Origin of the sequence: Corynebacterium meridianum, from assembly GCF_016342265.1 — a bacterium.
In the GTDB taxonomy this organism is placed as follows: domain Bacteria; phylum Actinomycetota; class Actinomycetes; order Mycobacteriales; family Mycobacteriaceae; genus Corynebacterium; species Corynebacterium meridianum.
This window is the reverse complement of the sequence record NZ_JAEIOS010000011.1, coordinates 650,663-676,507: the sequence shown is the minus strand read 5'-3', so window position 1 is coordinate 676,507 and position 25,845 is coordinate 650,663. Positions and strand designations below refer to the sequence as shown.

The following is a 25,845-nucleotide window of genomic DNA, read 5'->3' as shown; positions in this document are numbered from 1 at the left end:
GATGATCACGAAACCGGTAGTCGCCCAGGCTGCGTAACCACTGCCACCTGTTCGTGCAGCAGACCCGAATGCTCGCTCGCGGATGCCGATACCATGGAAGGTGACCACCGCACATGTAATCGGGAGGTATGCCGGTATGCACCTGGACGGGTAGTCACCGCTGGTACCTTCGGTGAGCGATGGAATCATGGCCGCTTCGGTTTCGGCCCTCATCACCGGCCACCTCGTGGTCCTCATTATTCTTCTACGCGATCGCCGAGACCTGACCCACACCATCTTCTTTGGGCTCATCGTGCTCTACGTTCCGGTTGCAGGCCCCGTGGGGTACCTGTTCTGGCGAGGCCACGAACGGCAAAAACAGGCGATCAACAGAAGAAATACACACCGCACCAAAGCGGTATCCGCATAAGATACGGACCGCGGATCTGATGCGGGGATGGGGCACATTCGAGATGGTCGGCCCGGTGGGACCGGCTGGAGGGATGCCAGTTCGCCGGGGCGTATCCCGGAAAAGTTCCGCTGTGACGTGGTGTGTGCCCCACAGTCGTGCGGACGGCGTCACGGTGGGGCGGGCTACCGGGGGTGCGGTGTCAGCCGGTGACGTTGAATAAGTGGCTCCGGCAGCACCGCATCGACACCTGTGAGCAGTCTGGAACCACCACCATCGAGTCGGGGCTTTCCATCGGGCGAACCGGGGTGGACGGTGTTCGGGGGACCTGGCTGCGGCAGGAACCGACGTGCCGGACCGCCCGTCCGTGGCGACCTCTCGGGGTTCCGGCTCCGTGCCGGGGCGCCGAACCAGGTGCGGGTCACGGGGATCTCCGTGCAGAACGCCGCTCGGGGAAGGGGCGCCCTTTGTGTGGTCAGGGACATGTTCTCGGGAGAGGATCGTGGGTTTCTCTCATCGACTCGTGCAGGCAAGCCTGCCTGGCCGTCACTGCATTGGATGACGTCGTAGCTCTCAGGCGATGGAAGATATGGCCGGTTGTCGGCGATGACGCACCCGTGGGGAGCTGCGGGTCGCGATCGTGATCTGGATCGAGGAGACTGACCACCGCCGACGGCGGCACGAGGTGACCCGGACGGTTGATCACCGTCGGATTCGAGATGGTCATGGGGCAGGCAGTCAACGAGGCTGGACAACCACTGTCACCGGATCCTGAGACAGGACTCCGACAGCAGGTCAACCTCGGTTGCCCAGCGATCCCGGTCCCACGAGAACGCGCTACCGGCGATGAGCCGGCCCTCCGCCATCGATGTCGGGGCCGGCTTCCGGATGATCGGGCGTCCCGGGCGCACGCGTCGACAACGGGAACACCCACGAGGGATCCGGTGTATCCGGTTGCCGGGCCCCGGATCGTGGGTATCGGACAAGTGTGTGTCCTGTCCCCGGGGCGGTGGATGTCCTCGCCGGTGTCGGCTCGGCCGGGTGCCGCCGCCACAACGGATGGGGTCCGCAGCCGCTCGCGCGTGCTGGGCAATCGCAGATCTATCGAGGGCGGACGAGTGGCCCTATGGTCCATATATTGTGCCTGTGACCCATTCGGGGCGTGTATATCGTGTTTCTCACAATGACGTTCGAATAATGACACCAGTGTCATTACGGGCTTAGAGTGACGGGCATGAGCACATTCCTCCCTCCCAACGTGAGCCACGCCGCCGACCCGGTCGATCCCGTTAGCACGGTCACCGAGTACCTTTCCCGCGCCGATTGGCGGGTCAACGCCAACGCCAACCAGGACTACTCCCTGGGCGGGCTGATGCTGAACGCCACCGGGAAGGTGGTGGCGAACTACTGGCTGAGCGAGGTGTTCAGCCCCGACGCCGCGGCGGCCCACCGCGACGGCGACATCCACATCCACGACCTCGACATGCTCGCCGGTTACTGCGCGGGATGGTCGCTCCGGCAGCTGCTGGAACAGGGGTTCGGGGGAGTACCCGGCTCGGTGAGCTCCGCACCGCCGAAGCACTTCTCATCGGCCTGCGGACAGATCGTCAACTTCCTCGGCACGCTCCAGAATGAGTGGGCCGGTGCCCAGGCGTTCAGTTCCTTCGACACCTACATGGCACCGTTCGTGCGGATCGACGGCCTCGACTACCCGCAGCTGAAGCAACTCCTGCAGGAGTTCGTCTTCAACCTCAACGTGCCGAGCCGGTGGGGGATGCAGACCCCTTTCACCAACCTCACCTTCGACTGGACCTGCCCCGGAGATCTCGCCGAGGACCATCCGTTCATCGGTGGAGAGGTCATGGACTTCACCTACGGTGAACTCGGTGCGGAGATGGATCTGATCAACCGCGCCTTCGTCGAGGTGATGGCGGAGGGGGACGCCGACGACCGGGTGTTCACCTTCCCGATCCCCACCTACAACATCACCCGCGACTTCGACTGGGACAGCGACAACGCCCGTCGGCTGTTCGACATGACCGCGCGTTACGGCCTGCCCTACTTCCAGAACTTCATCAACTCCGAGCTTGATCCCGGCCAGATCCGCTCCATGTGCTGTCGGCTCCAACTGGATCTGCGCGAGCTCCTCGCCCGTGGCAACGGACTCTTCGGATCCGCCGAGCAGACGGGGTCCATCGGCGTGGTCACCCTCAACTGCGCGCGCCTCGGACACCGGTTTGCCGGCGACGAGGAAGCACTCCTCACCGAGGTGGAGCGCCTGGTCGACCTCGGCGTCGACACGCTCGAGCGGCGCCGCGCGACGATCGCGGAGCTCATCGACGTCGGCCTGTACCCCCACACCCGACGCTGGCTGCCGAGCCTGGACAACCACTTCTCGACCATCGGCGTCAACGGGTGCAACGAGATGATCCGGAACTTCACCGGTGACGCCTACGACATCACCGATCCGCAGGGGCACGCCCAGGTCGCACGCCTCCTCGATCACATCAACTCCCTTCTGGTGAAGGCGCAGGAGGCGACCGGGCACCTCTACAACCTCGAGGCCACGCCCGCGGAAGGGGCGACCCACCGGTTCGCACGGGAGGACATCCGGCGGTTCGGCGATGGGATCATCCACGCCGGAACAGCCGCCGAGCCCTACTACACCAACTCATCCCAACTGCCGGTCGATCACACACCGGACCCGTTCGCCGCCCTCTCCCAGCAGGAGGATCTGCAGGTCAAGTACACCGGAGGCACCGTCCTGCACCTCTACATGGGGGCCGAGATGAGCTCCGGGGACGCCTGCTCCACCCTTGTACGGCGGGCGCTGGAGACTTTCCGGCTGCCGTACATCACCATCACGCCAACCTTCTCCATCTGCCCGAACGACGGTTACCTCTCCGGTGAACACCCGACGTGTGGGCACTGCGGGGAGACAACCGAGATGTGGACCCGCGTCATGGGCTACTTCCGCCCGGTGTCGAGCTTCAACACGGGGAAGAAGGGGGAGTTCCGCGAGCGGACGTACTTCGCGGAACCGGTGCTGTGACCAAGGAGCCGGAGGGCGAGGGGCCAGGGTTGCCGGTCGCGGGGATCATCCCGTTCTCCGCGACGGACTGGCCCGGCCGTCTCACCGCGACGGTGTTCACGCAGGGATGTCCGTGGAGGTGCGTCTACTGCCACAACCCGTCCCTGCAGGACGTGGGCACCGGTTCACATGAGTTCGGGGAGGCTCTGGAGTTGATGGAGTGCCGCCGCGGTCTGCTCGACGGTCTGGTCATCAGTGGTGGAGAACCCACCATGCACCGGGCGCTTCCCGGGGCGATCCGGGAGGCACACCGCCGCGGATTTCCGGTCGGGTTGCACACCTGCGGATACGCACCGGCACGACTCGCGGCGCTCCTGGACGATGAGCTGACCCGGCCGGAATGGATCGGGCTGGACGTCAAGGCGCTTCCGGCGGATCTGCCTTCCGTCGTCGGCTGCACCTCCGCTGTGGCGGAGCGGTCCGCCACAGCGCTCGGTCTGGTCGCTGAGACGGCGCTCCGAACCGGTATGGAGGTGCAGGTACGTACCACTGTCTGGCGGGGTGGAGTCGTGGACCGGAACCTCGGTGAATTGAGGGAACTGGTCGCGGCACACGGGTTCGATCTGGTTGTGCAGCAGGCCCGGAACGTCGACCCTGAGGGCGTCTACCGGCTGCCGGCGTGACCGATCCTAGAACAGGGAGACGACGAGATTGACCGTCGTCGCAGTGACCGCCGTTCCGAAATAGAAGGAATAGAAGGCGTGAACGAGTGCGGTTCGCCGAATCTCCGGTGCCGTGAATGAGGTGTCTGACGCCGCGTAGGTCATTCCGAATGTGAAGGCGGTGTACGCGAAATCCGTGTACCGGGGAGCCTCGGGCTGATTGAAGTCGATTCCCCGACCGGTGTCCCCGTCGGCGTGATCCGAGTAGTGCTGAGAGGCATACTGCAGCATGAACAGCAGATGGACGAATGTCCACGTGGCACACACCGCGATCAATCCGAACAGGGACAACAGGATCCGCTCGTCACCGTGAACACGGGTCGAGTCGTAGATCAACAGACCCACGGTCACCGTGGCGGCGATGGTCGCCGCATTGAGCAGGATCGTGTGGACTCTGTGGGGGACACCTCTGGCTCGGGCATGCTCCCGGGAACCGGCGGGGTCGAGTCGTCCGACCGAGCGCCAGACCATCAGGTCCCAGACCGTCGCTGCGGTGGCCCAGCCTATCGCGGGACCACGCCACGCGGAGGTGAGAACCGTCGCTGCGGCGGTGGCCAGGACGAACACCACCGTGAGAACGATGATCCGGTCGGTTGATTCGCGCTGTCCGAGGGAACCCATGTCACGTACATCCATCCTTCCACGGCCCCGGGAGACAGCCGGCGCGGGGTCTAGTCCTCGACGGCGGTGACCGTGACCTCGATGTTCCCGCTCGTCGCCCGGGAGTACGGGCAGACCGTGTGCGCGGTGTCGGCGAGCTTCTGAGCGGAGTCGAGATCCATGTCCGGGATGTGGACCTCGATCTCGACGGCGAGGGCGAACCCCTCGTCGTCCTTGCCGAGGCTGACCCGTGAGCCGACGGAGGACCCGTCGATGGACGCGCCCTCGTTCCCCGCGACGAGCTGGAGGGCACCGTGGAAGCAGGCGGCGTAGCCGGCGGCGAAGAAGAGCTCCGGGTTCGGGGCGTTCTCCGCACCACCCATCGCCCTCGGAAGAGCGAGATCCGTGTCGACGATTCCGTCGGTGGTGCGGACGTGACCGTCGCGCCCGCCACCGGTCGCGAGTGCTTCTGCGGTGTAGATGGTCTCCATGTGATGTCTCCTTGTCGGCGATGAACGAAAAGTACTGCCCACCGTAGAGGAATTGCCGTTGACGTGTTCCCGGGCGTGGAAACGGGGTGCCACCCGGGACACTCACCGGATGCGTGGACCGGACGCACCTGCGGCATCCGGGAAGACGCGGTTCAACGACCCGGGGCGCGACGTTTCTGCAGCTTACGGCGGCTCATGAGGAAACCCCCTATTCCCGCGGTCCACACGATGAGCGCCGCCCAGCCCGCAACCTGAAAATCCGACCACACGTAGTCCGGTACACCACCCGTGTGGGCGATGTCGAGCAGTACCCCGATACCCTGTGTCGCGATCATTCCCCCGGTGAAACCGCCCATGTTCGCCAGCCCCGTACCCGCCGCCAGTACCCGTCGGTCGACATGCTCACGTACCGTGTCAAAGGCGAAGTTCCCTGCCGGGCTGACTAGCGCCATCGTCAGGTTCACCGCCATCAGTGCGATGTATCCGCGTGGTTCGGAGTGGGAGAGGAACCACACCCAGATACCGGAGAGGATCACCGCGGAGGTCAACACGAGATAATCCCGGCTCCGCCCCGCACGTCCGGAGACAAGCCCGGCCAGGGGGCTGGCGAGCATGATGACCACCATGTTGGCCACCAGGGCGGTGCTGACCTGCGACTGGCTCAGACCGAGTCCCAGGGACATCAACGGAACGCCCCAGATGAGCGTGAACACTATCTGGGGGAAGACGCAGGTGAAGTGGGTGAAGAACCCCTGCCAGCAGGCCGGGTGGGTGACGACGCTACGCAGCGCCGCCGCGAGATGCACGGGAGTGTCCGCCTGCACGGTCCGGGTCGGTTCCGGGATATCGCGGATGACGAGGGAGGCCGCGACCGCAACGATCAGACCGGACGCCCCGAGGGAGACGAACGCCGTCGACCAGCCTCTCGAGTACAGGATCGCGGCGAATGGGACCGCGGACAGCACCTGCCCCAGCTGGCCGAGGGCGGAGGTCAGCTGCATCATCAACGGTGCTCTGCGCAGCGGGAACCAATTCGGCAGCATCCGGAGCACTGAGAGAAACGCCGTCGCGTCACCCGCCCCGATCAACACCCGTGCCGACACCGCGACGGTGAAGGAACCGGTGGAACCGAGGATGATCTGGCCTACGGCCATGATGAGCGCCCCGACCACGAGCATCCGCCGCGGCCCGAAGCGATCGACCGCGAGCCCCATCGGAATCTGCGCCAGGGAGTAGACGCCGATCTGCACCGCGGTGAAGACCGCGACCCGGGACGCATCGATCTGGAAATGCTCCAGGGCGGCGACACCGGCGACCCCGAAGGACGTCCGGCCCGTCGTCGCCGTGATGTAGACGGCGACCGCCGCCAACCAGACCACGAGCGCGCGTCTGGTCACCCGGGTCGTCTCATCTCCGCTGCCAGCCATAGGGAAGACAATAGGACGTGGTGCAGTCGATCACTGATCCCGGACAACCAGGGAGGGGGAGTGTCCGGGGGAAACCGGAACTGCTATCCGACCGCGGCGACCGCGGCGATCACGAGGTCCCAGAACCGCCGGTGGTCTAGCTCCACCGCGACCCTGGTCGAGCAGCTCTCCGGTACCGGTGCCCGGAAATCGGCGACGGTCATGCCGGCGGTCAATGACCCGTTCAATTCCACGTCGACGGGCACGGTGCGGGTCGTCATCACCCCGGGGTCGATGAGGTACGCGACCGCGCAGGGGTCGTGCACCGGCGGATCATCGAAGCCCTGGTTGTCCCTGTACGCCCGACGGAAGAAGCCGAACAGCCCCAGCAGAAAACGGGCCGCGTCGCTGTCGAGAGCCCGGAGTTCCTCCTCGACGTCCGCGGTGGCGAGCGCCTGGTGGGTGAGATCCAGTCCAACCATCGTCACCGGCCAGTCCTCGTTGAACACGATGTGGGCGGCCTCCGGGTCGGTGTGCACGTTGAACTCGGCGACCGCCGTGCAGTTGCCGGTCCTGTAACCACCACCCATCAGGACCACCTCACGGACACGCTCCACGATGCGGGGCTCCTTGCGTACCGCCAGGGCGATGTTGGTCAGTGGCCCGACGGGGACCAGCGTGATCGTTTTCGGTTCGGCGGACATGACCGTGTCGATGATGAAGTCGACGGCGTGCCCGTCCGCGACCTCGCCCGTGATCTCGGGCAGCTCGACCCCGTCCAGGCCGGATTCACCGTGGACGTGCGCCGCCACCGCACCCTCGCGGACGAGCGGTCGCCCACAGCCTGCGTGGACGGGGATCTCCGGATGCCCCGCCACCCGGAGCACGGCGAGCGCATTCCGGGTCACCTTCTCCAGCGTCTGGTTGCCGCCCACCGTCGTCACCCCGACCAGATCAATCTCGGGGTTGCCGGCCGCGAGTATCAGGGCCACCGCGTCATCGTGTCCCGGATCGCAGTCGAGGATGATCTTCCGTGCCATGGTGTTTAGCCCTGCCTGTCCGTGCTCGACGTCGTCGGGGAGTACCCCGGTTCCTTCTCCCGATGGTACGTGGCCCGGATCGCTCAGCGGTCGGAAACCGAGAGGATGCCCCGCTCGTCCTCGGCCCGGGCCGTGACCCGGACCAACTCACCGAGAGGATGGGCCGCAGTCAGATCGAGGGATGCCACGGTGGGCGCGCCGGGCACGTCCGCGAAGACCCGCCACCGCACGCGACCGTTGTCGAGCATCCCGAACGCCACCGCCTGATCGTCGCCGATCTGGGCCAGACAATCGGACAGACGGTCATCGGGAAGCGCCATGGTGACGATGAGTTCACCGTCCCCGGCGGTCGTGGCACCGCGCAGTGCGCGGACCAGATCCCGGTCAGCGGCGAGCGCCTTCGTGAGGCGGGGAACCATGAGGTTCCGCAGATCCAGGTGATCGTCCTCCGGATCGCGGTAGACGCGGACCACCACAGAACCCGAGTCGTCGAGGGGAATCTCGTCGTGGACCTTGAGAGCCACCTCCGATGGTGCGACACCCCGGGCGGCGGCGGCCGCTGCGGTGGCGTCCCTCAGTGCGGCGGCCCGGTCGCGGGTCTCGGTGGTGAAGTCGAAGTCGATGCCGCGGGTGGCGCATTCTTCCCCGGAAATCCGCTGGGTGACATGCGCTTCGTGGGTGTTCATGTCGTCATCAATCCTTGAACCTGGGGTGTGTGGGTCGGTGCGCCCGTGTCGGGCACACCCCCAGGATACGGCACCGTAGGTTAGCGCGACCGGAATGAGTGTTCCAGGTCACTTTGCCAAATGGAGGTTTATATTTCATATAAGAATAGAATGTGAAATCAAGATCGAAAAGACGGATTGACCACCGGAAAACAAAGAGAAAAGCAGGGAGCTCGTGGCACTCAAACACAGAACCTTCGGAGAAATACCGGAATGTCTGGATCCGTTGAAGGGTGTAGAGCGCGCCTATCGGAAGTGGGTCGGAAGGCGGGAGGAATACGATCTGAGCAAGATCGGGGGGAGAGCTTCCGTCGATGTCGGAAATGGTAGGAAGGTTTCGCTTTTCCGCACTGAGGTCGACTCGCGGAACTGCATTCTGATAGAAGACGTTGTCAATTTTTATCGAACGCGCATTTTTGCGGTGGAGGGGTCCCCGAGCCAACCCGGAAGAGCCTTAGTCGAGGTACACGCACCCTCACATAAAGTTGAGTATTACCCGACCCTGGTCTCCAAATTCCTCGCAGATGAGCTGGTTCTGATGGGTAGCGTCGGTCAATCTATGTACGCGGGGGATCCGGTTATTCGTAAAGCTCATCAAGTGAATGACCTACTGGAAAATGTCCTAAACAACCCACGCCGCCGTGAATCGGTGATAGTGGCGGCTATGAACCCCGACCATGCCAACCATCCTCGTATTCAGAAAATGCTCCGCAAGAGAAAAGAGAAAGTGGCAGAGTACTGCGGAAAACTCCATGGGGTTACTTCGGTCTACCTCCTAGATGCGGAGGCAAGTGTGACATTTAATAATCTCGCTTCGCCGAAATACCCGGTGGACCACTATGGCTTGCGGATCTTTCAACCTGGTTTCGACAGCGAAGCGGGGGACGATGCACGCCGGCATCGTCGCTACAGGTTGGAACATCTTGCAGAACCTGAGATCAGAAGAGTTCAGGATTCACTCTATTTCGAATGTATCCGTGCCGTGACAGGGGGAACCGTAGATCGGGAGTTCCTTGATCTGTTGAAGACGGTGGAAGGAAAACGCCGCGGAACAACGACGGCCGGTATCGGCAGAACAACGGCGACAACAGTACCACTGCGCACTACGTGTAGAAGTCCGCTCGACGTTCCGCGCCGAATAAAAGAGCAGTCTCACGGAGATGGCAAAGGTGGTGATCATCTTCCAAGGATCATCGGGGCACGGGAGACTGGAGTCGCGCCGAGCGTGGTTCCGTCCTCATGTCCTGAGGAATCGAAACAGAGTGGTGCGCAACCATCATCCAGGAAATCAGGCGAAGCGGAGAGAATCGTCGATTTGATGGTTGAGTTTTCCGCGAATCTGGGAATCGAAGATCCTGGTAAGGATATTGAAGAGAGCGTCCTCCAGCTTCTCGCTCTCGCAGAAGGGGGTAGCAAGGTTCAGGGTCTGACAGCTCGGATTGAAGAGCTGGAGCGAGAGAAAGCGGAGACGTACGATTTCTTCGACGAGGTCACCGGAGAGTGTGACTATTACAGGGAACTTTACGAGGAGATCAGCGAACAGAACAATCAGCTTGAAGAACAGCTGCAGGAGCGTTGGGAAATCACCGGAGCACTCCATGCGAAACTGCAAAGTGGTCCGTTCTCCAGTTCTCTCTCGGAAAGGCCTGCAGTGAAGACCCCAGCGAGTATGAGCAAGATTATCCAGTATCTTCAGGATGGTGAGACCTTCCGGCATGTGCGCTTTACCGGAGATTCGGGCAAAGCGACCATTCTCGATGAACGTAAGAGTGCGCGAAATATCGTCAGGGCATGCTGGAACTTCATAAAGATGCTCGAGAGCTACGGACGGCAGTACAACTCACCGGGTTCCGTCAGATCCTTGTATCACTACGTGAATGATACGCAGAGGAGCGTTCCGCCCGACCGCTTCGCTGCGGATGAGACGAAGGCTGTGAAGAACAACCCCAAATTTTCGGGCCCCAGAATGTTGCCTGTACCCGCGAACGTGGACCCCAGTGGTTTCGTTTTCATGGCGGCTCATGGTCGACTCGCCAACGACAGTGGCAAGGCTCCGAGAATGCACTTCTTCGATAATCTTCAGAACGACGGCAAGGTGTACATAGGCTACATCGGTGAACATCTTCCAAGTCCCATGACGAACTAGTCTGCACTCGGTGTGATCGGTCTGTCGGGCACACCGATCGCGGCGCTCATGTCGTCGCGTCTGGAGAAGCGGGGCAACTTCGCCCCTTCCAGGTCGTCATTTTCCAGTTCATCGATGATCGAGACCAGTTCGTCCCCGGCACCGGCCTGCACCCGGTCGAAGAGCTCGGGGTAGGTGAGCACCCCGAGGAGTTCGACGATCCGGCTCATGCCGTCGGTGCACGCGGAGACCCGTGACACCGATCCAGTGGGGAACGTGCGCACCGTGATTCTCGCGGCGACGTCCTTTGCGGGAGTGAAATCCGAGATGATCCACCGTCCCTCGCAGGTGTTCCGGGCCACCCTGTCAGTGGACAGGAGCGGCCGAGCCGAGGTGTACGCCCGGGAAGCCGGCACGCCTTCGGACAGAGCCTCCCTGACCCGGGCTAGAGCCGCGTCCTCGTGGCCGTCATAGGCTGGGTCGGTGATGATCACCGTCGCGTCTTCCCCGGCCCGCTCGACGACGACCGGGCTGTCGCCGATGACCGCTGCAGCGAGGTTCTCCGCGTCCCAGACGGCGAGCGCCAGAGTGGCGGTCACCCCGTGGTTGCCGCACCGCTTCTGCGTGTTCTGCAGGGCCGTCGCGATCTGACCGTGGACATGGCCCGGATCCGACACGCTGGCTGCGAGATCCTCCGCGAAGGTAGCCGCGAAATCGGAGACCCGTTCACCGGAGCCGTCCGCCGACGAAATGGGTGAGCATCCGTCGATCGCCGCGATCAACCGGTCGGTGGCGATGACGGCATCCTGGTTCCGTGCTTTCCACGAGTGTGTGTAGGTCACCATGTTTTGTCAGGCTACCGGTACCCGGCTCACCGCCGGGAACAACCGGAGTTCACCCGACCGGTCCGGGGCCGCAGCCCACGGGAGCCACACCTCCGCCTCGTCCCGGTGCAGGACCAGACGCAGAAGGCGGGCCAGAGAACAACGCTCTGGCCCACCTTCTGTCCGCATCAATCCGGGGAGACGGGGATGTGAACTACACGGGTGGCCCCTGACCAGCGGAAACGCAACGGTCAGGGGCCACTCAAATCAGCAGTCGTAGTACATTTCGAATTCCTGCGGGGTGGGACGCAGGCGGACCGGGGTGATCTCGTTGTCGTACTTGAACTTGATGTACGTGTCGATGAGATCCTCGGTGAACACGTCGCCCTCGGTGAGGAAGTCGTGGTCGCGCTCCAGCTCCTTCAGGGAGGCCTCGAGGGAGGTCGGTGCCTGCGGGATGCTGGCGGCCTCCTCCGGGGGCAGCTCGTAGAGGTCCTTGTCCACGGGCGCGTGCGGCTCGATGCGGTTCTTGATGCCGTCGAGACCGGCGAGCATCATCGCCGCGAAGCCCAGGTAGGGGTTACCGGACGGGTCCGGTGCGCGGAACTCGATGCGCTTGGCCTTCGGGTTCGAGCCGGTGATCGGGATGCGCACGGCGGCGGAACGGTTGCGCTGCGAGTAGACGAGGTTGATCGGCGCCTCGAAGCCCGGTACCAGGCGGTGATAGGAGTTCAACGTCGGGTTGGTGAACGCGAGAACCGCGCCGGCGTGGTGCAGGATGCCGCCGATGTAGTAGCGGGCCATGTCCGAGAGGCCGGCGTAACCGGACTCGTCGTGGAACAGCGGTTTGCCGTCCTTCCACAGTGACTGGTGGGCGTGCATACCGGAGCCGTTGTCGCCGGCGATGGGTTTGGGCATGAAGGTGACCGACTTGCCCTGCTGGAACGCGGTGTTCTTGATGATGTACTTGAAGCTCTGCAGATCGTCCGCGGCGTGCAGCAGGGTGTTGAACTTGTAGTTGATCTCCTGCTGGCCGCCGGTGCCGACCTCGTGGTGCGCACGCTCGAGGGAGAACCCGCAGTTCGCCAGGTTGCGGCACATGTCGTCGCGCAGATCCTGCGCGTGATCGTACGGTGCTACGGGGAAGTAGCCGCCCTTCATGCGGTTCTTGTAACCGAGGTTCGGGCTGCCGTCGAGGTTCTCCTCCTCACCGCGGTTCCACCAGCCCTCGACGGAGTCGAGGTGGTAGAAGCCGGAGTTGGTGTCGGTCGCGTAGGAGACCTTGTCGAAGATGTAGAACTCGGCCTCGGCGCCGAAGAAACAGGTGTCGGCGATACCGGTGGAGGTGAGGTACTCTTCCGCCTTGCGGGCGACGTTGCGCGGGTCCCGGGAGAACGGCTCGCGGGTGAAGGGATCGTGGACGAAGAACTTCATGTTCAGCGTCTTAGCTTTACGGAACGGGTCCACCACGGCGGTGGCGAGGTCCGGGAGCAGGTTCATGTCGGATTCGTCGATCGTGGTGAAGCCACGGATGGAGGAACCGTCGAATGCGAGACCCTCCTCGACCGCGTCTTCGTCGAACATCGAGGCCGGAATGGTGAAGTGCTGTTCAATTCCGGGAACGTCGGTGAATCGGATGTCGACGAACTCGATGTTCTCGTCGGCGATGAACTTGGTGACGTCTTCTGTGGTTTCAAATGCCACGGTGACTCCTAATAGCGGGCCGGTCTCGGGGTGCCGGGTGCATGATCGTCTCGGATGATCTCTGGCATGAACTGATTCCGTTGTGGCTGTCGTGGCTCGCGCTGGCAGTCATCTTCGGAAACTGTTCATATATATAACCACTGTACCCAGTATCTGTCGCGCGACCATAACCCACGCCCTGTGCGCAGGGGCACCGCGTGGACGCTAAGTTAGGGGACATGGCACGCGACAAACACAGTTGGCTCGATGGACCGCAGATCCCCGCCGAGAATGAGGACCCACTCGCACCCGCGAAATGGCCCGGTGAGCGACTCGGTCTGCCCGAAGAGGGATACGGTGCGCTGGCCAGCGTCATGCGCCGTGTCGGCGGGATCGCCCTCGACTGGGTCGTGGCCATGCTAGCCACCGTGATCGTCACCTCGATGACGGATGCGCTCGGGGGATTCGCCACCGTCGAGCTGCTGATGTTCTTTATCATCAGCGTCATCTCTGTGACGCTGTTCGCCCGCACCCCGGGCCAGGCGATGATGAGGATGGGGGTGGCGCGGATCGACCGTCCCGGCCAGCGCGTCGGATTCGTCCGGGCCCTGGTTCGGGCCGTTCTGGCCGTATTCATCTTCCCGCCGGTGCTCGTCGACTCCGACGGCCGCGGACTCCACGACCGGGTGACCGGGACAGCGGTGATTCTCGGCTGACCACGGTGCGGAGAAAACAGGAAGGGCGCGTACCCCCCGAGGTGGGTACGCGCCCTGATCTTTCGCGGGGAGTCGATCCCGCCACGCGTCACAACAAGATGAACAGCACAGCCTGGGCGGCAATGATCTTCACCATCATCGACATCGGATACACCGTGGTGTAACCCATTGAGGGCAGCTCGTTCCTGGTCTGGTCGGAGACGTAGCTCAGGATCGCGGGGTGCGTCTGTAGCCCCGCGACGATACCGGCGGCCTGTCCGAACGGTATCCCCATCACACGGTGACCGATGATCAGGGTGAACAGGGAGAGCACGAAGGTCAGGACGGCACCACCGGCGATGATCTTCAGCGTCGCGGGGTCGCCGAGAGCAGCCTTGAATCCGGCTCCCGCTGTGGTGCCGATACCGGCGAGGAACAGTGTGATCCCGAACTGCCGCAGCGCGAGGTTCGCGCCGTAGGGGACCTGCCAGACGATCTTTCCGGTGCGCCCGAGAGCTCCGAGCGTCAGTGCCACGACGAGCGGGCCACCGGCGCTGCCGAGGCGGAGCGTGATGCCACCGGGTAGCGGCAGGGGGATCATGCCGACGAGGACACCGATCGCCATCCCGGCGAGCAGCGGGAGGAGGTTGATGTCGGAGAGCCGCTTGTAGGAGTCACCGAACAGCCGGGTCGCCTGGTCGATCCGGTCATGGGTGCTCACGACCCGGACGCGGTCACCGAGCTGGAGGACCGTGTCCGGGGTGGCGACCATGTCGACGTCACCCCGACGCACGCGGGTGACCAGTATGCCGGGCATACGGGAATTCAACTTCGACAGGGGAATACCGACCATTGAACTGGTGGAGACGAAGATACGGCGGTAATCGAGGCGCTCATCGTGGGTCGGATCTCCCGGGAGGAGCTCACCTATCTCGGCGGCGGCCCGTTCGATCTCCTCGGCCGTTCCCACGATCGAGAGGATGTCCCCGGGTTCCACCGTGTCACCGGGTTCGGGGAGGAAGAGCTTGCCGTTGTGCTCGATCCGGGAGACGATGATCTGGAGGTGCAGACCGTTCCGGAGATTGACGACCTCGGCGAGATCGTCCCGCTCGACGCGGATCCGGCGGGTGATGAGCTTCTGTGGGGCGACCCCGGCTTTCCGTGCCTCGGCGTCGTGGTCTATCTTCCACACCTTGCCCAGGATCGCGACCGACACGATCACCCCGAGAACACCGATGGGGTAGGCGAGGGAGTAGGCGACGACGGGGAGTTCGACGACCTCGGCCAACCGGGCGGGATCATTGACCAGTCCCGGGATGGCGTCGACGACGGCGGCCATGGCGGGCGTGTTGGTCATCGCTCCGGTGAACATGCCGGCTCCGGAGGCGCCGCCGATCCCCAGCAGCGGGATGATGACGAGTGCCGTCAGGGTGGCCAGCAGGATCGCGCCGGCACCGAGGAGGTTGTGGCGGACACCGGTGGTACGCAGCGAGCGGAAGAACCCGGGGCCCGCCTCGAGTCCGATCGTGTACACGAACAGGGAGAGCCCGATGATGAAGACGATCGGAGGGAGCTGGATCTCGGGCTCGGCGGTGGAGAATCCGATGCCGACGAAGAGGACTGCGGCGACACCGAGACTGAATCCGCCGATCCGGAGCCGGCCGATGACCAGACCGATCGACATGATGACGAGGAGGGCCAGGAGCTGATTGTCGACGAGTAGTTGCACATCTCCATGATCCCGCCGGTCACGCCCGGTTTGCAAACGGGTTCACTAGGGGAATCATCACATTAAGGTGCAGGTGGGTGGACATAATGGAGATACCCGGAAAACAGAGATATTCCGGGGCTGTGCCCGAGGGGGTCCGATCGGGCACATTCAGACAATGGCGATCGGCCACCTGTTGGTCCTGTCTCCTGAAAGAGGGCGGTTTCCGGCGTGTCGTGCGAACGGTGCAGAAACCCGGGATACGAAAAGCCCTCCCGGGAGGGGGCCGGGAGGGGGCAGGCACGTGGAGGAGCTACTTCTTCTTGCGGTCGGCGGCCCGACGGGCACGCCGGTTGAGACCGGACATGGAACCGCCCCTCGGTATTGGGCCCTTGGGCAGACCGGGGTTGCCCTGCTGGGTGTCCATCGCCTCCAGGCGGGCGTACAGCGAGTGGACCTCGTCCTTCTTGATGTTCCTCGGGAGCCGGACCATGGCCCGCTGGAGTTTCGCCACCGGTACCTCATCCTCGCCGTCACCGACGTAGATTTCGTACACGGGGTACTGGCTGGCGATACGCTGGAGTCTGCGGCGTTGTTGCGCCATGAGAGGCTTCAACCGCCGTTTCTCGCCTTCCCCGACCAGTACGATGCCGCAGACGCCGACGACACGGTGCACGGCATCCATCTGCGTGGTTGCTGCGACGGCATTGTGGGTCTTCCACACCATTCCGACACCGCTCCGGAGATTGTCGAGCGCCCACCCGGCGGCTCCCGGTTGCCCCTCGGCGCGGCTGTAGACCGATTTCTGCAGGCGGTTGGTGAAGATCCACAGGGCGGCCAGGACACCGAAGATGAGCCCGATGGGCAGCATGAACCACTCTCCGCCCCAGAGCAGTCCGATGAGGAAGCCGACGAGGCCGAGTCCGAGAATGGCCAGCAGAACCAGCGGCAGGAACATTTTGTCCTGCTTCCGCAGCATGTTGAATGCCTGCCACAGTTGGGTGCGCGTCTCCTTGCGTTGGGCGCGCTTAGCGGCTTTCTCTTCCTTCATCGCGGCCTTCGCGGCCGCCTTCTTCTCGTCTGCCATGGCCTCAACAATAGGCGATGCAGCCGGAAAACCGGCCACCGGCCCCGCGGCGCGTGGGCCCGTTCGGTCAGCAGCCGGTGCGCTGGAAGGGGGCGAAGCTCTGTACGGGTGTGTCCTGTGAGGCGCCGTACTTGCCGAGCAGACTGGACGCCTCCTGCGCGGTCGTGCCCTCCGTCGTCTCCTTGAGGTGCGCGAGATTCTCCGGCAGTTCCTCTCCCCGGGCCTCGATGGTCTGGGCGTACAGCCGTCCGGCCCGGTACGAGGACCGGACGAGAGGGCCGGACATGACGCCGGTGAAGCCCATCTCCTTGGCAGCCTCCGCGTGTTCCAGGAATTCCTCCGGCTTCACCCATCGGGCGATCGGGTGGTACATCGGTCCGGGGCGGAGGTACTGGGTGATGGTGAGGATGTCGCAGCCCGCGTCGTGCAGGTCGTGCATCGCCTGTGTGATCTCCTCGTAGGTTTCCCCCATCCCGAGAATCAGATTCGACTTGGTCACCAGGCCGAAGTCGCGGGCCTGCCGGATGACGTCCAGGGAACGGTCATAGCGGAACGCGGGGCGGATGCGCTTGAAGATCCTGGGCACGGTCTCCACGTTGTGGGCGAAGACCTCGGGCCGGGCCTCGAAGACCTCCTGGAGCAGATCCGGTTTTCCGGAGAAGTCCGGGGTGAGGTTCTCGACACCGGTGTTCGGGTTGAGTTCATGGATCTTGCGCACGACCTCCGCGTACAGCCAAGCGCCCTCATCAGCGAGATCGTCACGGGTGACACCGGTGATGGTCGCGTAGTTGAGTTTCATCTCACGGATGGACTCCGCGACGCGTCGTGGTTCGTCTTTGTCGAGGGGGTCGGGTTTGCCGGATGAGATCTGGCAGAAGTCACACCTGCGGGAACACTGCGAACCACCGATGAGGAACGTGGCCTCGCGGGATTCCCAGCACTCGTGCAGGTTCGGGCAGCCCGCCTCCTGGCACACGGTGTGGAGGGAGGCGCCGGCGACCCGCTTCTTCATGTCCTTGAACTCGGGACCGGTTTTTGCGGTGGTGCGGATCCATCGGGGTTTGGTCTCGATCGGGGTCTGCGCGTTGCGGGCCTCGACCCGGAGCAGCTTTCGTCCTTCTGGTGCGACAGTCACGGCCCCCACCCTACCCGGGGGAGTGGGCACGGTGAAAAGTTCCGTCAGGGCTCCGGTGATCCGGATGTCGCATTCGGTCTACCGGTCGGAGCGCAGGGGTCCGGGGCGCTGCCCAGCGTATGGTCCGCGACGGTGAGGCGTCCGGAGAATGCGTTGTCGAGTGCGGCTGCGAGAGGGGCGGTCATCTCCTCGGGGGGCACGGTCCTCCCGAGTTCCGCGGTGAGCGTGGTGACGCCCGCATCAGATATACCGCAGGGAACGATGTGTTCGTAGTACTCCAGTGTGTTGCAGCAGTTGAGGGCGAGTCCGTGCATCGTCACCCCGCGCGTCACACGGATGCCCAACGCGGCCACCTTCCTGTCGGGCCGATCCCCGGATGCGGGTAGCCAGACGCCCGACCGTCCGTCGATCCGCCCGGCTTCCACGAGCCCGGTCTGCCGGACAACCTGGATCAACGCCTCCTCGACACGTCGGACGTAGTCCACGACGTCGATGGGTTCAGTGAGTTTGATGATCGGATAGCAGACGAGCTGTCCCGGGCCGTGCCACGTGATCCGGCCACCGCGGTCCACGTCGACACAGGGGACCCCGTTCGTCGGTCGATCCGCAGGTTGTGTCCGCTTTCCGGCCGTATAGGTCGACGGGTGGGTCAGCATCAACAGCTGGTCGGGGACCTCCCCCGCTGCCCGGGCGGCGGCGATCTCCGCCTGCTCGTGCCACATCCGCATGTAGTCAACCTCGCCGAGTTCTCTGGTGAGCAGTGGAACTGAACAATCGCGGATCGGTGCATCGGCCGGGGTGAACGGGGGGCGTGGCGCAATCATAGTGCACTCAACAGTACAACCGGGGCTGGGGTGCCCCGGTCAGGGGCGGGGCGGTGTCGCTGCGGTCGCGCGCTGTCGGGAGCAGTACGGCTCGAATGTGGCAACCAGGGTCGCCCAGACGGTGTCGGCGAAGGTGGTGTCCGGATAGCGGCCGTCCGTCTCCATGCTGGCGATGCCGTGGGCGGAGGACCAGAGGGTGATCGCGATGAGTTCGGTGTCCGCGATCGAGGTGACCGGGGTGCCCGCCCATTTCTGCATGTCGGCGAGCAGTTGGCGCCAGGGATCCGAACGGAGGGCCAGGCAGTGGGTGGTTCCCGTGGACACCAGGCGGTAGAGCTCAGGTTGCTCGGTCGCTACCCGTCGGAACGCGGCCATCAGATCTGACAGGTGAAACTGTCCTTCATTGTCACGTGTCGCCCACAGGACGTTCCCGATGATCTCGACGGCGTCGATGGTGAGCATCGCCCGGAGTTCGTCCTTGTTCGAGGTGTGCTTGTAGAGCGATGGTGCCTTTATCCCGATTCGCTCGGCCAGGCCCCGCATGGTCAGGGACTCCCACCCCTCTGATTCCGTCATCTCGCGGGCGGTCGCGATGATCTGCTCAGCTCGAGCGGTGCGGGAGGGGAGCGTGGGGGCGGGGATATTCACGGATCTGAATGTATCACCGTTGAGGTACTTGAGATGCAGTATAGAAGCCCTGTCCAACAGGTCTGTCGGGATCTCGCCGGACAGATTCGGGTGTGAAAACCGGCGGAAAGTCTGTGACCGCACCTTTTATCCGACTGACGCAATGCTGAGGCTAGCCTAAAACGGGGGTGTGATGAGGTCGTGAATGACCACCGCCCCACAGTGTTGAAGCGCACTGTGGGGCGGTGGGGAGGGAGCGGACTAGAGCTCCAGATCCTCGATGAAGTTGCCTGCCTCAAGACGATCGCGGACCGTCGTCATGAAGCGACCGGCATCCGCGCCGTCGATGACCTGGTGATCGTACGTCATCGGGAGGAACACCATCTGCCGGACGGCGATCGCGTCAACACCCTCATCCGTCACCACTACCGGGCGCTTGACGATCGCACCGGTACCGACCATGGCGGCCTGCGGCGGAACGAGGATCGGGGTATCCGTGAGTGCACCCTCGGAGCCGATGTTCGTGATCGTGAAGGTGCCGCCGGTGAGATCGCTCGGCTTGAGCCTGTTGTCCCGGGCGCGCTCGGCCAGGTCCACGATCGCCTTGGCCAGCTCCGGCAGCGACATGTCCTGTGCCTTGTGGATGACCGGGGAGAGCAGCCCGCGCGGCGTATCCACGGCGATGCCGAGATTCACGTCCTCGTGGTAGGTCATCTCCTTGGTCTCGGCGTTGTAGCTCGCGTTGACGTTCGGGTGCGACACCAGTGCCTCGACCATCGCCTTCGCGAAGAACGGGAGGTAAGTGAGGTTGATGCCGTGCGCCGACTGGAACGCGGCCTTGTTCGCCTTTCGCAGCTCGGCGACCCGGGACATGTCCACCTCGTGCACCTGCGTCAGCTGGGCCGCCGAGTGCAGGGACTCGAGGGTCTTCTTCGCGGTGATCTCGCGGATCCGGTTGACGCGCTGGGTGGTGCCGCGCAGCTTCGCCTTCTCCGGATCGACGGACTTGGTCGAAGCCCGGGACGCCTTCTCCTGGGGAGCGCCGGAATCACCGGAACCGCCTTCCGCGGCGGCCAGGACATCCTGCTTGCGGATACGGCCACCGACGCCGGTGCCCTCGACGGAATTGAGGTCGACCCCGTGCTTGTCCGCGAGCTTCCGCACCAGCGGAGTCACGTAGGGGACGGACTCGTTGCCGGAGCTCGAAGCCTTCTTCTCCTGCTTCTGCTCGGGCTTCTCTTCCCTCTGCTCGGCCTTCTCCTGCTTCGGCTCCGGCTTTTCTTCCTTCTCCGCGGCAGGCTTCTCTTCCTTCTCCTGTTTCGGCTCCGGCTTCTTCTCCTCGGCCTTCCCCTGCTTCGGCTTCTCCTTCTTGGCGGAGGACTTGCCGGAGCCGTCGCCGATACGGACGATGACCTCGCCGACGTCGACGGTGTCGTCCTCTTCGGCGAGGATCTCGATGATGGTGCCCGCGACGGGGGAGGGGACCTCGGTGTCGACCTTGTCGGTGGAGACCTCGAGGAGTGCCTCGTCGACCTCGACGGTGTCACCGACGGACTTCAGCCAGCGGGTGATGGTGCCCTCGGTGACTGATTCACCGAGTTCCGGCATCTCGACATCGGTGGACTCACCGGAACCGGAGTCATCGTCGGAGTCATCGTCCGCGGCTTCTTCGACGGTGTCGTCCTCGTCCTTGGACTCGGATGCCTCGATCTCCTCCTCGGAGGGAACCTCGTCATCGGAATCGGAGTCATCCCGGCCATCCGATTCGCCGGATGCGGCGGACTCGTCGCCGATGCGGACGATGACCTCGCCGACGTCGACGGTGTCGTCCTCTTCGGCGAGGATCTCGATGATGGTGCCCGCGACGGGGGAGGGGACCTCGGTGTCGACCTTGTCGGTGGAGACCTCGAGGAGTGCCTCGTCGACCTCGACGGTGTCGCCGACGGACTTCAGCCAGCGGGTGATGGTGCCCTCGGTGACTGATTCGCCGAGTTCGGGCATCTCGACATCGGTGGACTCACCGGAACCGCCGCTCTTTCCGGAGCCGGAAGTGGAGTTGTTCTCCGCGTCCTTCCCCGACTCATCGCTCTCGTCGGCGGTATCGGAATCATCGGAGGTTTCGGAATCGGAGTCGTCGGCGTCGTCGGCGGAATCGCCGATCTCGGCGATCACCGAGCCGACGTCAACGGTGTCGTCCTCCTCCGCGAGGATCTTGGTCAGGACACCTGAGGTCGGGGACGGGATCTCGGTGTCGACCTTGTCTGTGGAGACCTCCAGCAACGGCTCATCGGTTTCGACCGTGTCACCGACTTCTTTGAGCCAGCGGGTGATTGTGCCCTCGGTGACGGACTCACCGAGTTCGGGCATCTCTACAGAGAACGCCATTGTGTCAGACTCCTCAAAAACGTCGTGTCGGGTAAAGCTCTTAGTAACTTGAGAGTACCGGTTCAACCCGTCAGGTGTGGCCTTCGGGACACGGAGAATCGGTTTTTCCCCCTACAATCGTTGATTGTGTTCAACATATTCGGTCGCAGCAAGTCAAAACCGGGGCTGAAGCCCCCGAGGGCCCCCGGGGACACGATCCGGGACGACGATCTCGCGGACCTCATGAATTGGGTCGGGGGGAGGACCCTCATCGAAGGATTCGTCGAACCCGAGACGGTGGTCAACGAGATGTCGGTGGTCCTCGTGGACGGGGACGGCGATTTCATCCGCCGGAGCATCGGTGGTCCCAAAGGTATCGACGTGATCGCGAAACGACTCGGCATTCCGGTCTACGATGTCGAGGAGACCGGGTATCCGCAGCGGATGCGCGAACGGATAGAACGGGAGCGGCTGCTGCGGAAACGACGCGAACAGCAGGAACGCAGGGCCAGGTTCGAACGGGGTGAGAATCCGCACGCGTGATTCCCCGGTCCCCGAGACCACTCCACAGACAACCGGGGCTCCGGAGGGCCTGGTCTCGGGGCTATTCGCCCGCGATCCCGGTGAGAGCCTCAACTATCGTCCGGACGGGAACCCCCGTCGCCCGCTTCGGGGTGCAACCCCAGACCCCGTCGGTGTTGAACGCCGGACCGGCGACATCGATGTGGGCCCACTCCACGCCTTCGGTGACGAAGGTGCTGAGGTAGTGACCGGCACCGAGCATTCCGCCGTTCCGCGAGGGATTGACGTTCCGGAGATCGGCCACGGAGGACTTCATGCCCTCGGCCACATCCTCGGGGATCGGCATCGCCCAGGCGTCCTCGCCCACCGCGCGGCCGTGCGCGGCGACCCGGTCCCGGAATTCCGGGGAACCCATCACTCCGGCGGTACGGGCGCCGAGTGCCACCAGCTGTGCGCCGGTGAGAGTCGCGGTCTCGATGAGATAGTCGGGGTCGTCCTCACAGGCCCGTGCGATGGCGTCCGCCAGGATCATGCGCCCCTCCGCGTCGGTGTTGATGATCTCCGAGGTCGTGCCGCCGTAGTGGGTGACCACGTCACCCGGGCGGTAGGCACCGCCACCGGGCATGTTCTCCGCGAGCGGTACGGTCGCGGTGACATTCACCCGCAGGTTCAGTCGGGCCGCGGCGATCACGGAGGCGATGACCGCCGCGGAGCCTCCCATGTCGGAGATCATGTGGTCCATGTTCGAGGACGGCTTGATCGAGATACCACCGGTGTCGAAGGTGATTCCCTTGCCCACCAGCGCCACGGACTTCGAGGCCTTCCGGGGGGACCAGGTCAGGCGCAGCAGACGGGGTTTGCGGCTGGAACCCTGGCCGACCGCCATGATGCCGCCGTATCCGTCCTTGAGCAGGCGTTTGTCGTCGAGGATCTCGACCTTGACACCGTGCTCCCTGGCCTCCTTCGCGGCGATTTCCGCGTAGGACTCCGGGTAGAGGTGGGATGAGGGGGTGTTGACGAGGTCGCGGGCGAGGATAACCGCTTCAGCGGTGATCTGTGCGGCGACGAACTCCTTCTTGTCGCCGCCGAGGAACACGACCTCGCCCACGGTCCGCTTGTGTCCGGGTACCTCATCGGTCTTCAGTCCGCGGTAGTCGTAGGCGCCGAGGGTGATTCCCTCGACCGCCGCGCGCAGGCCGAAGGCGCCGATGGTCGTCGCCACGCGGCTGAATCCGCGGAGACTGCGGGAGGCGACACCCGCAGCCCGGCGGAGCCGATCGTCGCTCAGGTCATCCGCGTTGCCGAGGCCGACGGCGATGACGGTACCCACGCCCGTGGCCTTGAGGCCTGGGACCCGGGTGATCTCCTCCTTGGCGCCGGTGGCACCGACTGCGGCGAGCTGCTGCCACACGGCGATCTCGACCTCATCGTCGAACAGTCCGGTGGCCGCCAGCTCGAGTCCCTCTTCGCCCTCGAAAACAGCGACGAGCAGGGCGTCGGTGTCGCCGGAGATCTTCTTTGCGAGGCCGAGGGCGGGGACGCCGCCTCTTGCGGGAAGCGTGAAAGTGGCAGTCACAGTGATATTCCTCCAGAGATAACTTGGTCGGACCTGAACGCCCGTGGCCGCGCCGGAAAACGGGGTTCCTGACCCGGTCGGGCTCGGGCACAAGCCTAGTCCGACCGGCACCGGACCGTCCGTGAAGGACATCCCCGGAACAGTGTGGAACAACCGCGGGACCCCGGATAACGGAGGTGTAACCTTGTGTCCATGAGCTCCCTGAACTTCGAAGTGACCCCGACCGATAATCCGACCAGTGCCGAACGACGTGCCGAGATCCTCGCGGATCCCGGATTCGGCCGCTACTTCACCGACCACATGGTCACCATCGAGTGGACCGCGGACAAGGGCTGGCACGACGCCAGGGTCCGGCCCTACGGCCCCCTGTCCCTCGATCCCTCGACCTCGGTGCTGCACTACGGCCAGGCGATCTTCGAGGGGCTCAAGGCATACCGGCACGCGGACGGATCGATCCGTACCTTCCGCCCCGACGCCAACGCCGAGCGTATGCAGCAGTCCGCCGCCCGGATGGCCATGCCGGAGCTTCCCGTCGACGTGTTCATCGAATCCATCCGGCAGCTGGTCGACATCGACCGCGACTGGGTTCCCGCGGCCGGGAGCGAGGAAGCCCTCTATCTCCGCCCGTTCATGATCGCGACCGAGAGCACGCTCGGTGTGCATCCCTCCACCAGCTACACCTATGCGGTCATCGCCTCGCCCGCCGGTGCCTACTTCAGCGGCGGCGTCAATCCCGTCTCCGTGTGGCTCTGCGAGGACTTCGTCCGCGCGTGCCCCGGCGGTACCGGTGCGGCGAAGTTCGCCGGCAACTACGCCGCCTCCCTGAAGGCCCAGGCGCAGGCCGCTGAGAAGGGCTGCGACCAGGTCGTGTGGCTCGATGCCATCGAGCACTCCTACGTGGAGGAGATGGGCGGCATGAATCTCTTCTTCGTCTACGGTGACGGCGACGCCGACACGGCCCCCGGTGAGGTGACCGTCGCGACCCCGGCGCTCTCCGGCTCGCTGCTCCCCGGCGTCACCCGCCGTTCCCTGCTGCAGGTCGCCGAGGACCGGGGTTTCCGGACCGAGGAGTTCCGCATCTCCACGGAGCAGTGGCGCGAGGAGGCGACCTCCGGCAAGCTCCGGGAGGTCTTCGCCTGTGGTACCGCCGCGGTGATCACCCCGGTCGGGCACGTGAAGAGCAGGCAGGGCGACTTCGACATCGCCGACGGCGGCTCCGGTGACATCACGATGAAGCTCCGCGGGATCCTCACCGGCATCCAGAAGGGTGAGATCGAGGACACCCACGGCTGGCTGCACACCCTCGTCGACTAGACGCGGGGATCCGGGCGCACACCGTTCCTCCTACCGGGGAACGTCGTGCGCCTTTTTCCGTTTCGGGTCCCAGTGTCCGTGCGAACTGCACCGGCCGGGGATCAGAGGGATTGTGCGATCCGGACGACGATCAGAGCCGTCAGCGCACACACCGCCGTCGTCATCTCGATCAGTGCACCCATGCAGTCGCCGTTGAGACCACCGAGTCTGCGGTTGAGATGCCGGGAGACCAGCAGCGCGAAGCCCACACCGCCCACCCCACCGGCGGCCACACCGACCGTGGCGGACACAGCGGTGGAACCGGACAGGAGAAGCGCTGCGCTGCCGCCGGTGGCGACGGTTACAGCCAGCCACCAGAATCCGACCCAGCGAAGTGGAACCGTCCCGATTATCATCGCGCCGAAGCCGCCCTCCGAGAACGGACGGAACAGCCGACTGCACCCGATCATCGCCGACATCCTGGACAGAGCCGGTACCATCCCGACGATCAGAATTCCTGCGGGCGCGGACGGCAACGCGAGCAGATCGGACAACGCCGCCACCTGGACCGCCAACGTGACCAGGACGGCCCCCATCCCGAGCGCACCCGTGTACCGGTCCGCGATGATCTCCCTGGCCCTCTCCGGTGCCGCGTAGGAGCCCAGGGCGTCGCCGACGTCCGCGAGACCGTCGATGTGCATCATCCGCGTCAGCAACTCCCAGGAGGCCACGCAGAGCACGGCCGTGAGCAGCGGGCTGAGGCCCAAGAGGGTGGCGACCGATCCGATGCCGGTTGCGACGGTCCCCAGGAACAGGCCGGGAACCGGGAGCGCCGCCATGGCACGCCGACCGGTGGTGCGGTCGAACACGGTCGCCCCGGCGACCGGGAGAACAGTCAACCAACTCAGAGCGGTGAACAGCCCCTCGCGGAACGCCGGGCCGTGTTCGCCGGTCGTCTCGACCGCTTTGCCGGACAACG

The 25,845-nt window shown here is 64.4% G+C and carries 22 protein-coding genes; 7 read left to right on the top strand and 15 right to left on the bottom strand.

The annotated features are described in order from the left end of the window. Positions 1-172: 172 nt before the first annotated feature. The 3 genes from JDV75_RS06195 (at position 173) to JDV75_RS06185 (ending at position 4,102) form a co-directional block, all read left to right on the top strand. On the top strand, positions 173-409 hold the full coding sequence (locus JDV75_RS06195; protein ID WP_198738342.1) for a PLD nuclease N-terminal domain-containing protein: 237 nt from the start codon (positions 173-175) through the stop codon (positions 407-409). 1,213 nt (positions 410-1,622) lie between these two features. Then, the gene (locus JDV75_RS06190) at positions 1,623-3,440 is read left to right on the top strand and encodes a ribonucleoside triphosphate reductase (RefSeq protein ID WP_198738341.1); all 1,818 of its coding nucleotides are present in this window, start codon (positions 1,623-1,625) and stop codon (positions 3,438-3,440) included. Next, entirely contained in the window at positions 3,437-4,102 is a 666-nt protein-coding gene (locus JDV75_RS06185) for an anaerobic ribonucleoside-triphosphate reductase activating protein (protein WP_198738340.1), read from the top strand. The genes JDV75_RS06190 and JDV75_RS06185 overlap by 4 nt, the downstream gene beginning before the upstream one ends. A gap of 6 nt (positions 4,103-4,108) precedes the next feature. On the opposite strand, the gene JDV75_RS06180 is transcribed toward JDV75_RS06185, so the two are convergent. The 5 genes from JDV75_RS06180 to JDV75_RS06160 form a co-directional block, all read right to left on the bottom strand. Continuing rightward, the gene (locus JDV75_RS06180; RefSeq protein ID WP_198738339.1) at positions 4,109-4,762 is read right to left on the bottom strand and encodes a DUF1345 domain-containing protein; all 654 of its coding nucleotides are present in this window, start codon (positions 4,760-4,762) and stop codon (positions 4,109-4,111) included. Positions 4,763-4,812: 50 nt separating this feature from the next. Continuing rightward, positions 4,813-5,232 carry an organic hydroperoxide resistance protein gene (locus JDV75_RS06175; protein ID WP_198738338.1) on the bottom strand — a complete coding sequence of 140 codons (420 nt, stop codon included), beginning with the start codon at positions 5,230-5,232 and terminating at the stop codon, positions 4,813-4,815. Between the two features lie 152 nt (positions 5,233-5,384). Beyond that, on the bottom strand, positions 5,385-6,659 hold the full coding sequence (locus JDV75_RS06170) for an MFS transporter (protein WP_198738337.1): 1,275 nt from the start codon (positions 6,657-6,659) through the stop codon (positions 5,385-5,387). A gap of 83 nt (positions 6,660-6,742) precedes the next feature. Continuing rightward, positions 6,743-7,678 carry a uridine-preferring nucleoside hydrolase UriH gene (gene uriH, locus JDV75_RS06165; RefSeq protein WP_198738336.1) on the bottom strand — a complete coding sequence of 312 codons (936 nt, stop codon included), beginning with the start codon at positions 7,676-7,678 and terminating at the stop codon, positions 6,743-6,745. Between the two features lie 83 nt (positions 7,679-7,761). Next, complete coding sequence (locus JDV75_RS06160; protein ID WP_198738335.1) at positions 7,762-8,364, bottom strand: hypothetical protein; 603 nt, start codon at positions 8,362-8,364, stop codon at positions 7,762-7,764. 214 nt (positions 8,365-8,578) lie between these two features. On the opposite strand from JDV75_RS06160, the gene JDV75_RS06155 reads away from it, so the two are divergent. Continuing rightward, positions 8,579-10,549: an ABC transporter C-terminal domain-containing protein gene (locus tag JDV75_RS06155; RefSeq protein ID WP_198738334.1), complete on the top strand. Its 1,971-nt coding sequence runs from the start codon at positions 8,579-8,581 to the stop codon at positions 10,547-10,549. Here JDV75_RS06155 and JDV75_RS06150 read toward each other — a convergent pair. Continuing rightward, complete coding sequence (locus JDV75_RS06150) at positions 10,546-11,373, bottom strand: hypothetical protein (RefSeq protein WP_198738333.1); 828 nt, start codon at positions 11,371-11,373, stop codon at positions 10,546-10,548. The two genes, JDV75_RS06155 and JDV75_RS06150, sit on opposite strands and share 4 nt — an antisense overlap. Positions 11,374-11,619: 246 nt before the next feature. Beyond that, entirely contained in the window at positions 11,620-13,056 is a 1,437-nt protein-coding gene (glnA, locus tag JDV75_RS06145) for a type I glutamate--ammonia ligase (protein ID WP_198738332.1), read from the bottom strand. 218 nt (positions 13,057-13,274) lie between these two features. Between glnA and JDV75_RS06140 the strand changes: the two genes are divergently transcribed. Further along, on the top strand, positions 13,275-13,751 hold the full coding sequence (locus JDV75_RS06140) for an RDD family protein (RefSeq protein WP_198738331.1): 477 nt from the start codon (positions 13,275-13,277) through the stop codon (positions 13,749-13,751). Positions 13,752-13,839: 88 nt separating this feature from the next. Here JDV75_RS06140 and JDV75_RS06135 read toward each other — a convergent pair whose 3' ends face one another. The 6 genes from JDV75_RS06135 to sucB form a co-directional block, all read right to left on the bottom strand. Then, the gene (locus tag JDV75_RS06135) at positions 13,840-15,459 is read right to left on the bottom strand and encodes an aspartate-alanine antiporter-like transporter (RefSeq protein WP_198738330.1); all 1,620 of its coding nucleotides are present in this window, start codon (positions 15,457-15,459) and stop codon (positions 13,840-13,842) included. Positions 15,460-15,751: 292 nt separating this feature from the next. Next, positions 15,752-16,525 carry a DUF4191 domain-containing protein gene (locus JDV75_RS06130; protein ID WP_198738329.1) on the bottom strand — a complete coding sequence of 258 codons (774 nt, stop codon included), beginning with the start codon at positions 16,523-16,525 and terminating at the stop codon, positions 15,752-15,754. Positions 16,526-16,592: 67 nt separating this feature from the next. Beyond that, positions 16,593-17,660 carry a lipoyl synthase gene (gene lipA, locus JDV75_RS06125; RefSeq protein ID WP_198738328.1) on the bottom strand — a complete coding sequence of 356 codons (1,068 nt, stop codon included), beginning with the start codon at positions 17,658-17,660 and terminating at the stop codon, positions 16,593-16,595. Between the two features lie 44 nt (positions 17,661-17,704). Continuing rightward, the gene (gene lipB, locus JDV75_RS06120; RefSeq protein WP_198738327.1) at positions 17,705-18,484 is read right to left on the bottom strand and encodes a lipoyl(octanoyl) transferase LipB; all 780 of its coding nucleotides are present in this window, start codon (positions 18,482-18,484) and stop codon (positions 17,705-17,707) included. A 39-nt stretch (positions 18,485-18,523) separates the two neighbouring features. Continuing rightward, positions 18,524-19,132, bottom strand: coding sequence for a TetR family transcriptional regulator (locus JDV75_RS06115; protein ID WP_198738326.1), 609 nt, complete (start codon positions 19,130-19,132; stop codon positions 18,524-18,526). A 240-nt stretch (positions 19,133-19,372) separates the two neighbouring features. Further along, positions 19,373-21,496, bottom strand: coding sequence for a 2-oxoglutarate dehydrogenase, E2 component, dihydrolipoamide succinyltransferase (gene sucB / locus JDV75_RS06110; protein WP_198738325.1), 2,124 nt, complete (start codon positions 21,494-21,496; stop codon positions 19,373-19,375). Between the two features lie 126 nt (positions 21,497-21,622). Between sucB and JDV75_RS06105 the strand changes: the two genes are divergently transcribed. Further along, positions 21,623-22,018, top strand: coding sequence for an oxidoreductase (locus JDV75_RS06105; protein WP_198738324.1), 396 nt, complete (start codon positions 21,623-21,625; stop codon positions 22,016-22,018). Positions 22,019-22,079: 61 nt separating this feature from the next. On the opposite strand, the gene JDV75_RS06100 is transcribed toward JDV75_RS06105, so the two are convergent. After that, positions 22,080-23,573 carry a leucyl aminopeptidase gene (locus JDV75_RS06100; protein WP_198738323.1) on the bottom strand — a complete coding sequence of 498 codons (1,494 nt, stop codon included), beginning with the start codon at positions 23,571-23,573 and terminating at the stop codon, positions 22,080-22,082. Between the two features lie 192 nt (positions 23,574-23,765). On the opposite strand from JDV75_RS06100, the gene JDV75_RS06095 reads away from it, so the two are divergent. After that, positions 23,766-24,887, top strand: coding sequence for a branched-chain amino acid aminotransferase (locus tag JDV75_RS06095; protein WP_198738322.1), 1,122 nt, complete (start codon positions 23,766-23,768; stop codon positions 24,885-24,887). A 101-nt stretch (positions 24,888-24,988) separates the two neighbouring features. Here JDV75_RS06095 and JDV75_RS06090 read toward each other — a convergent pair whose 3' ends face one another. After that, positions 24,989-25,843 carry an adenosylcobinamide-GDP ribazoletransferase gene (locus JDV75_RS06090; protein WP_198738321.1) on the bottom strand — a complete coding sequence of 285 codons (855 nt, stop codon included), beginning with the start codon at positions 25,841-25,843 and terminating at the stop codon, positions 24,989-24,991. Between the last annotated feature and the right edge of the window lie 2 nt (positions 25,844-25,845).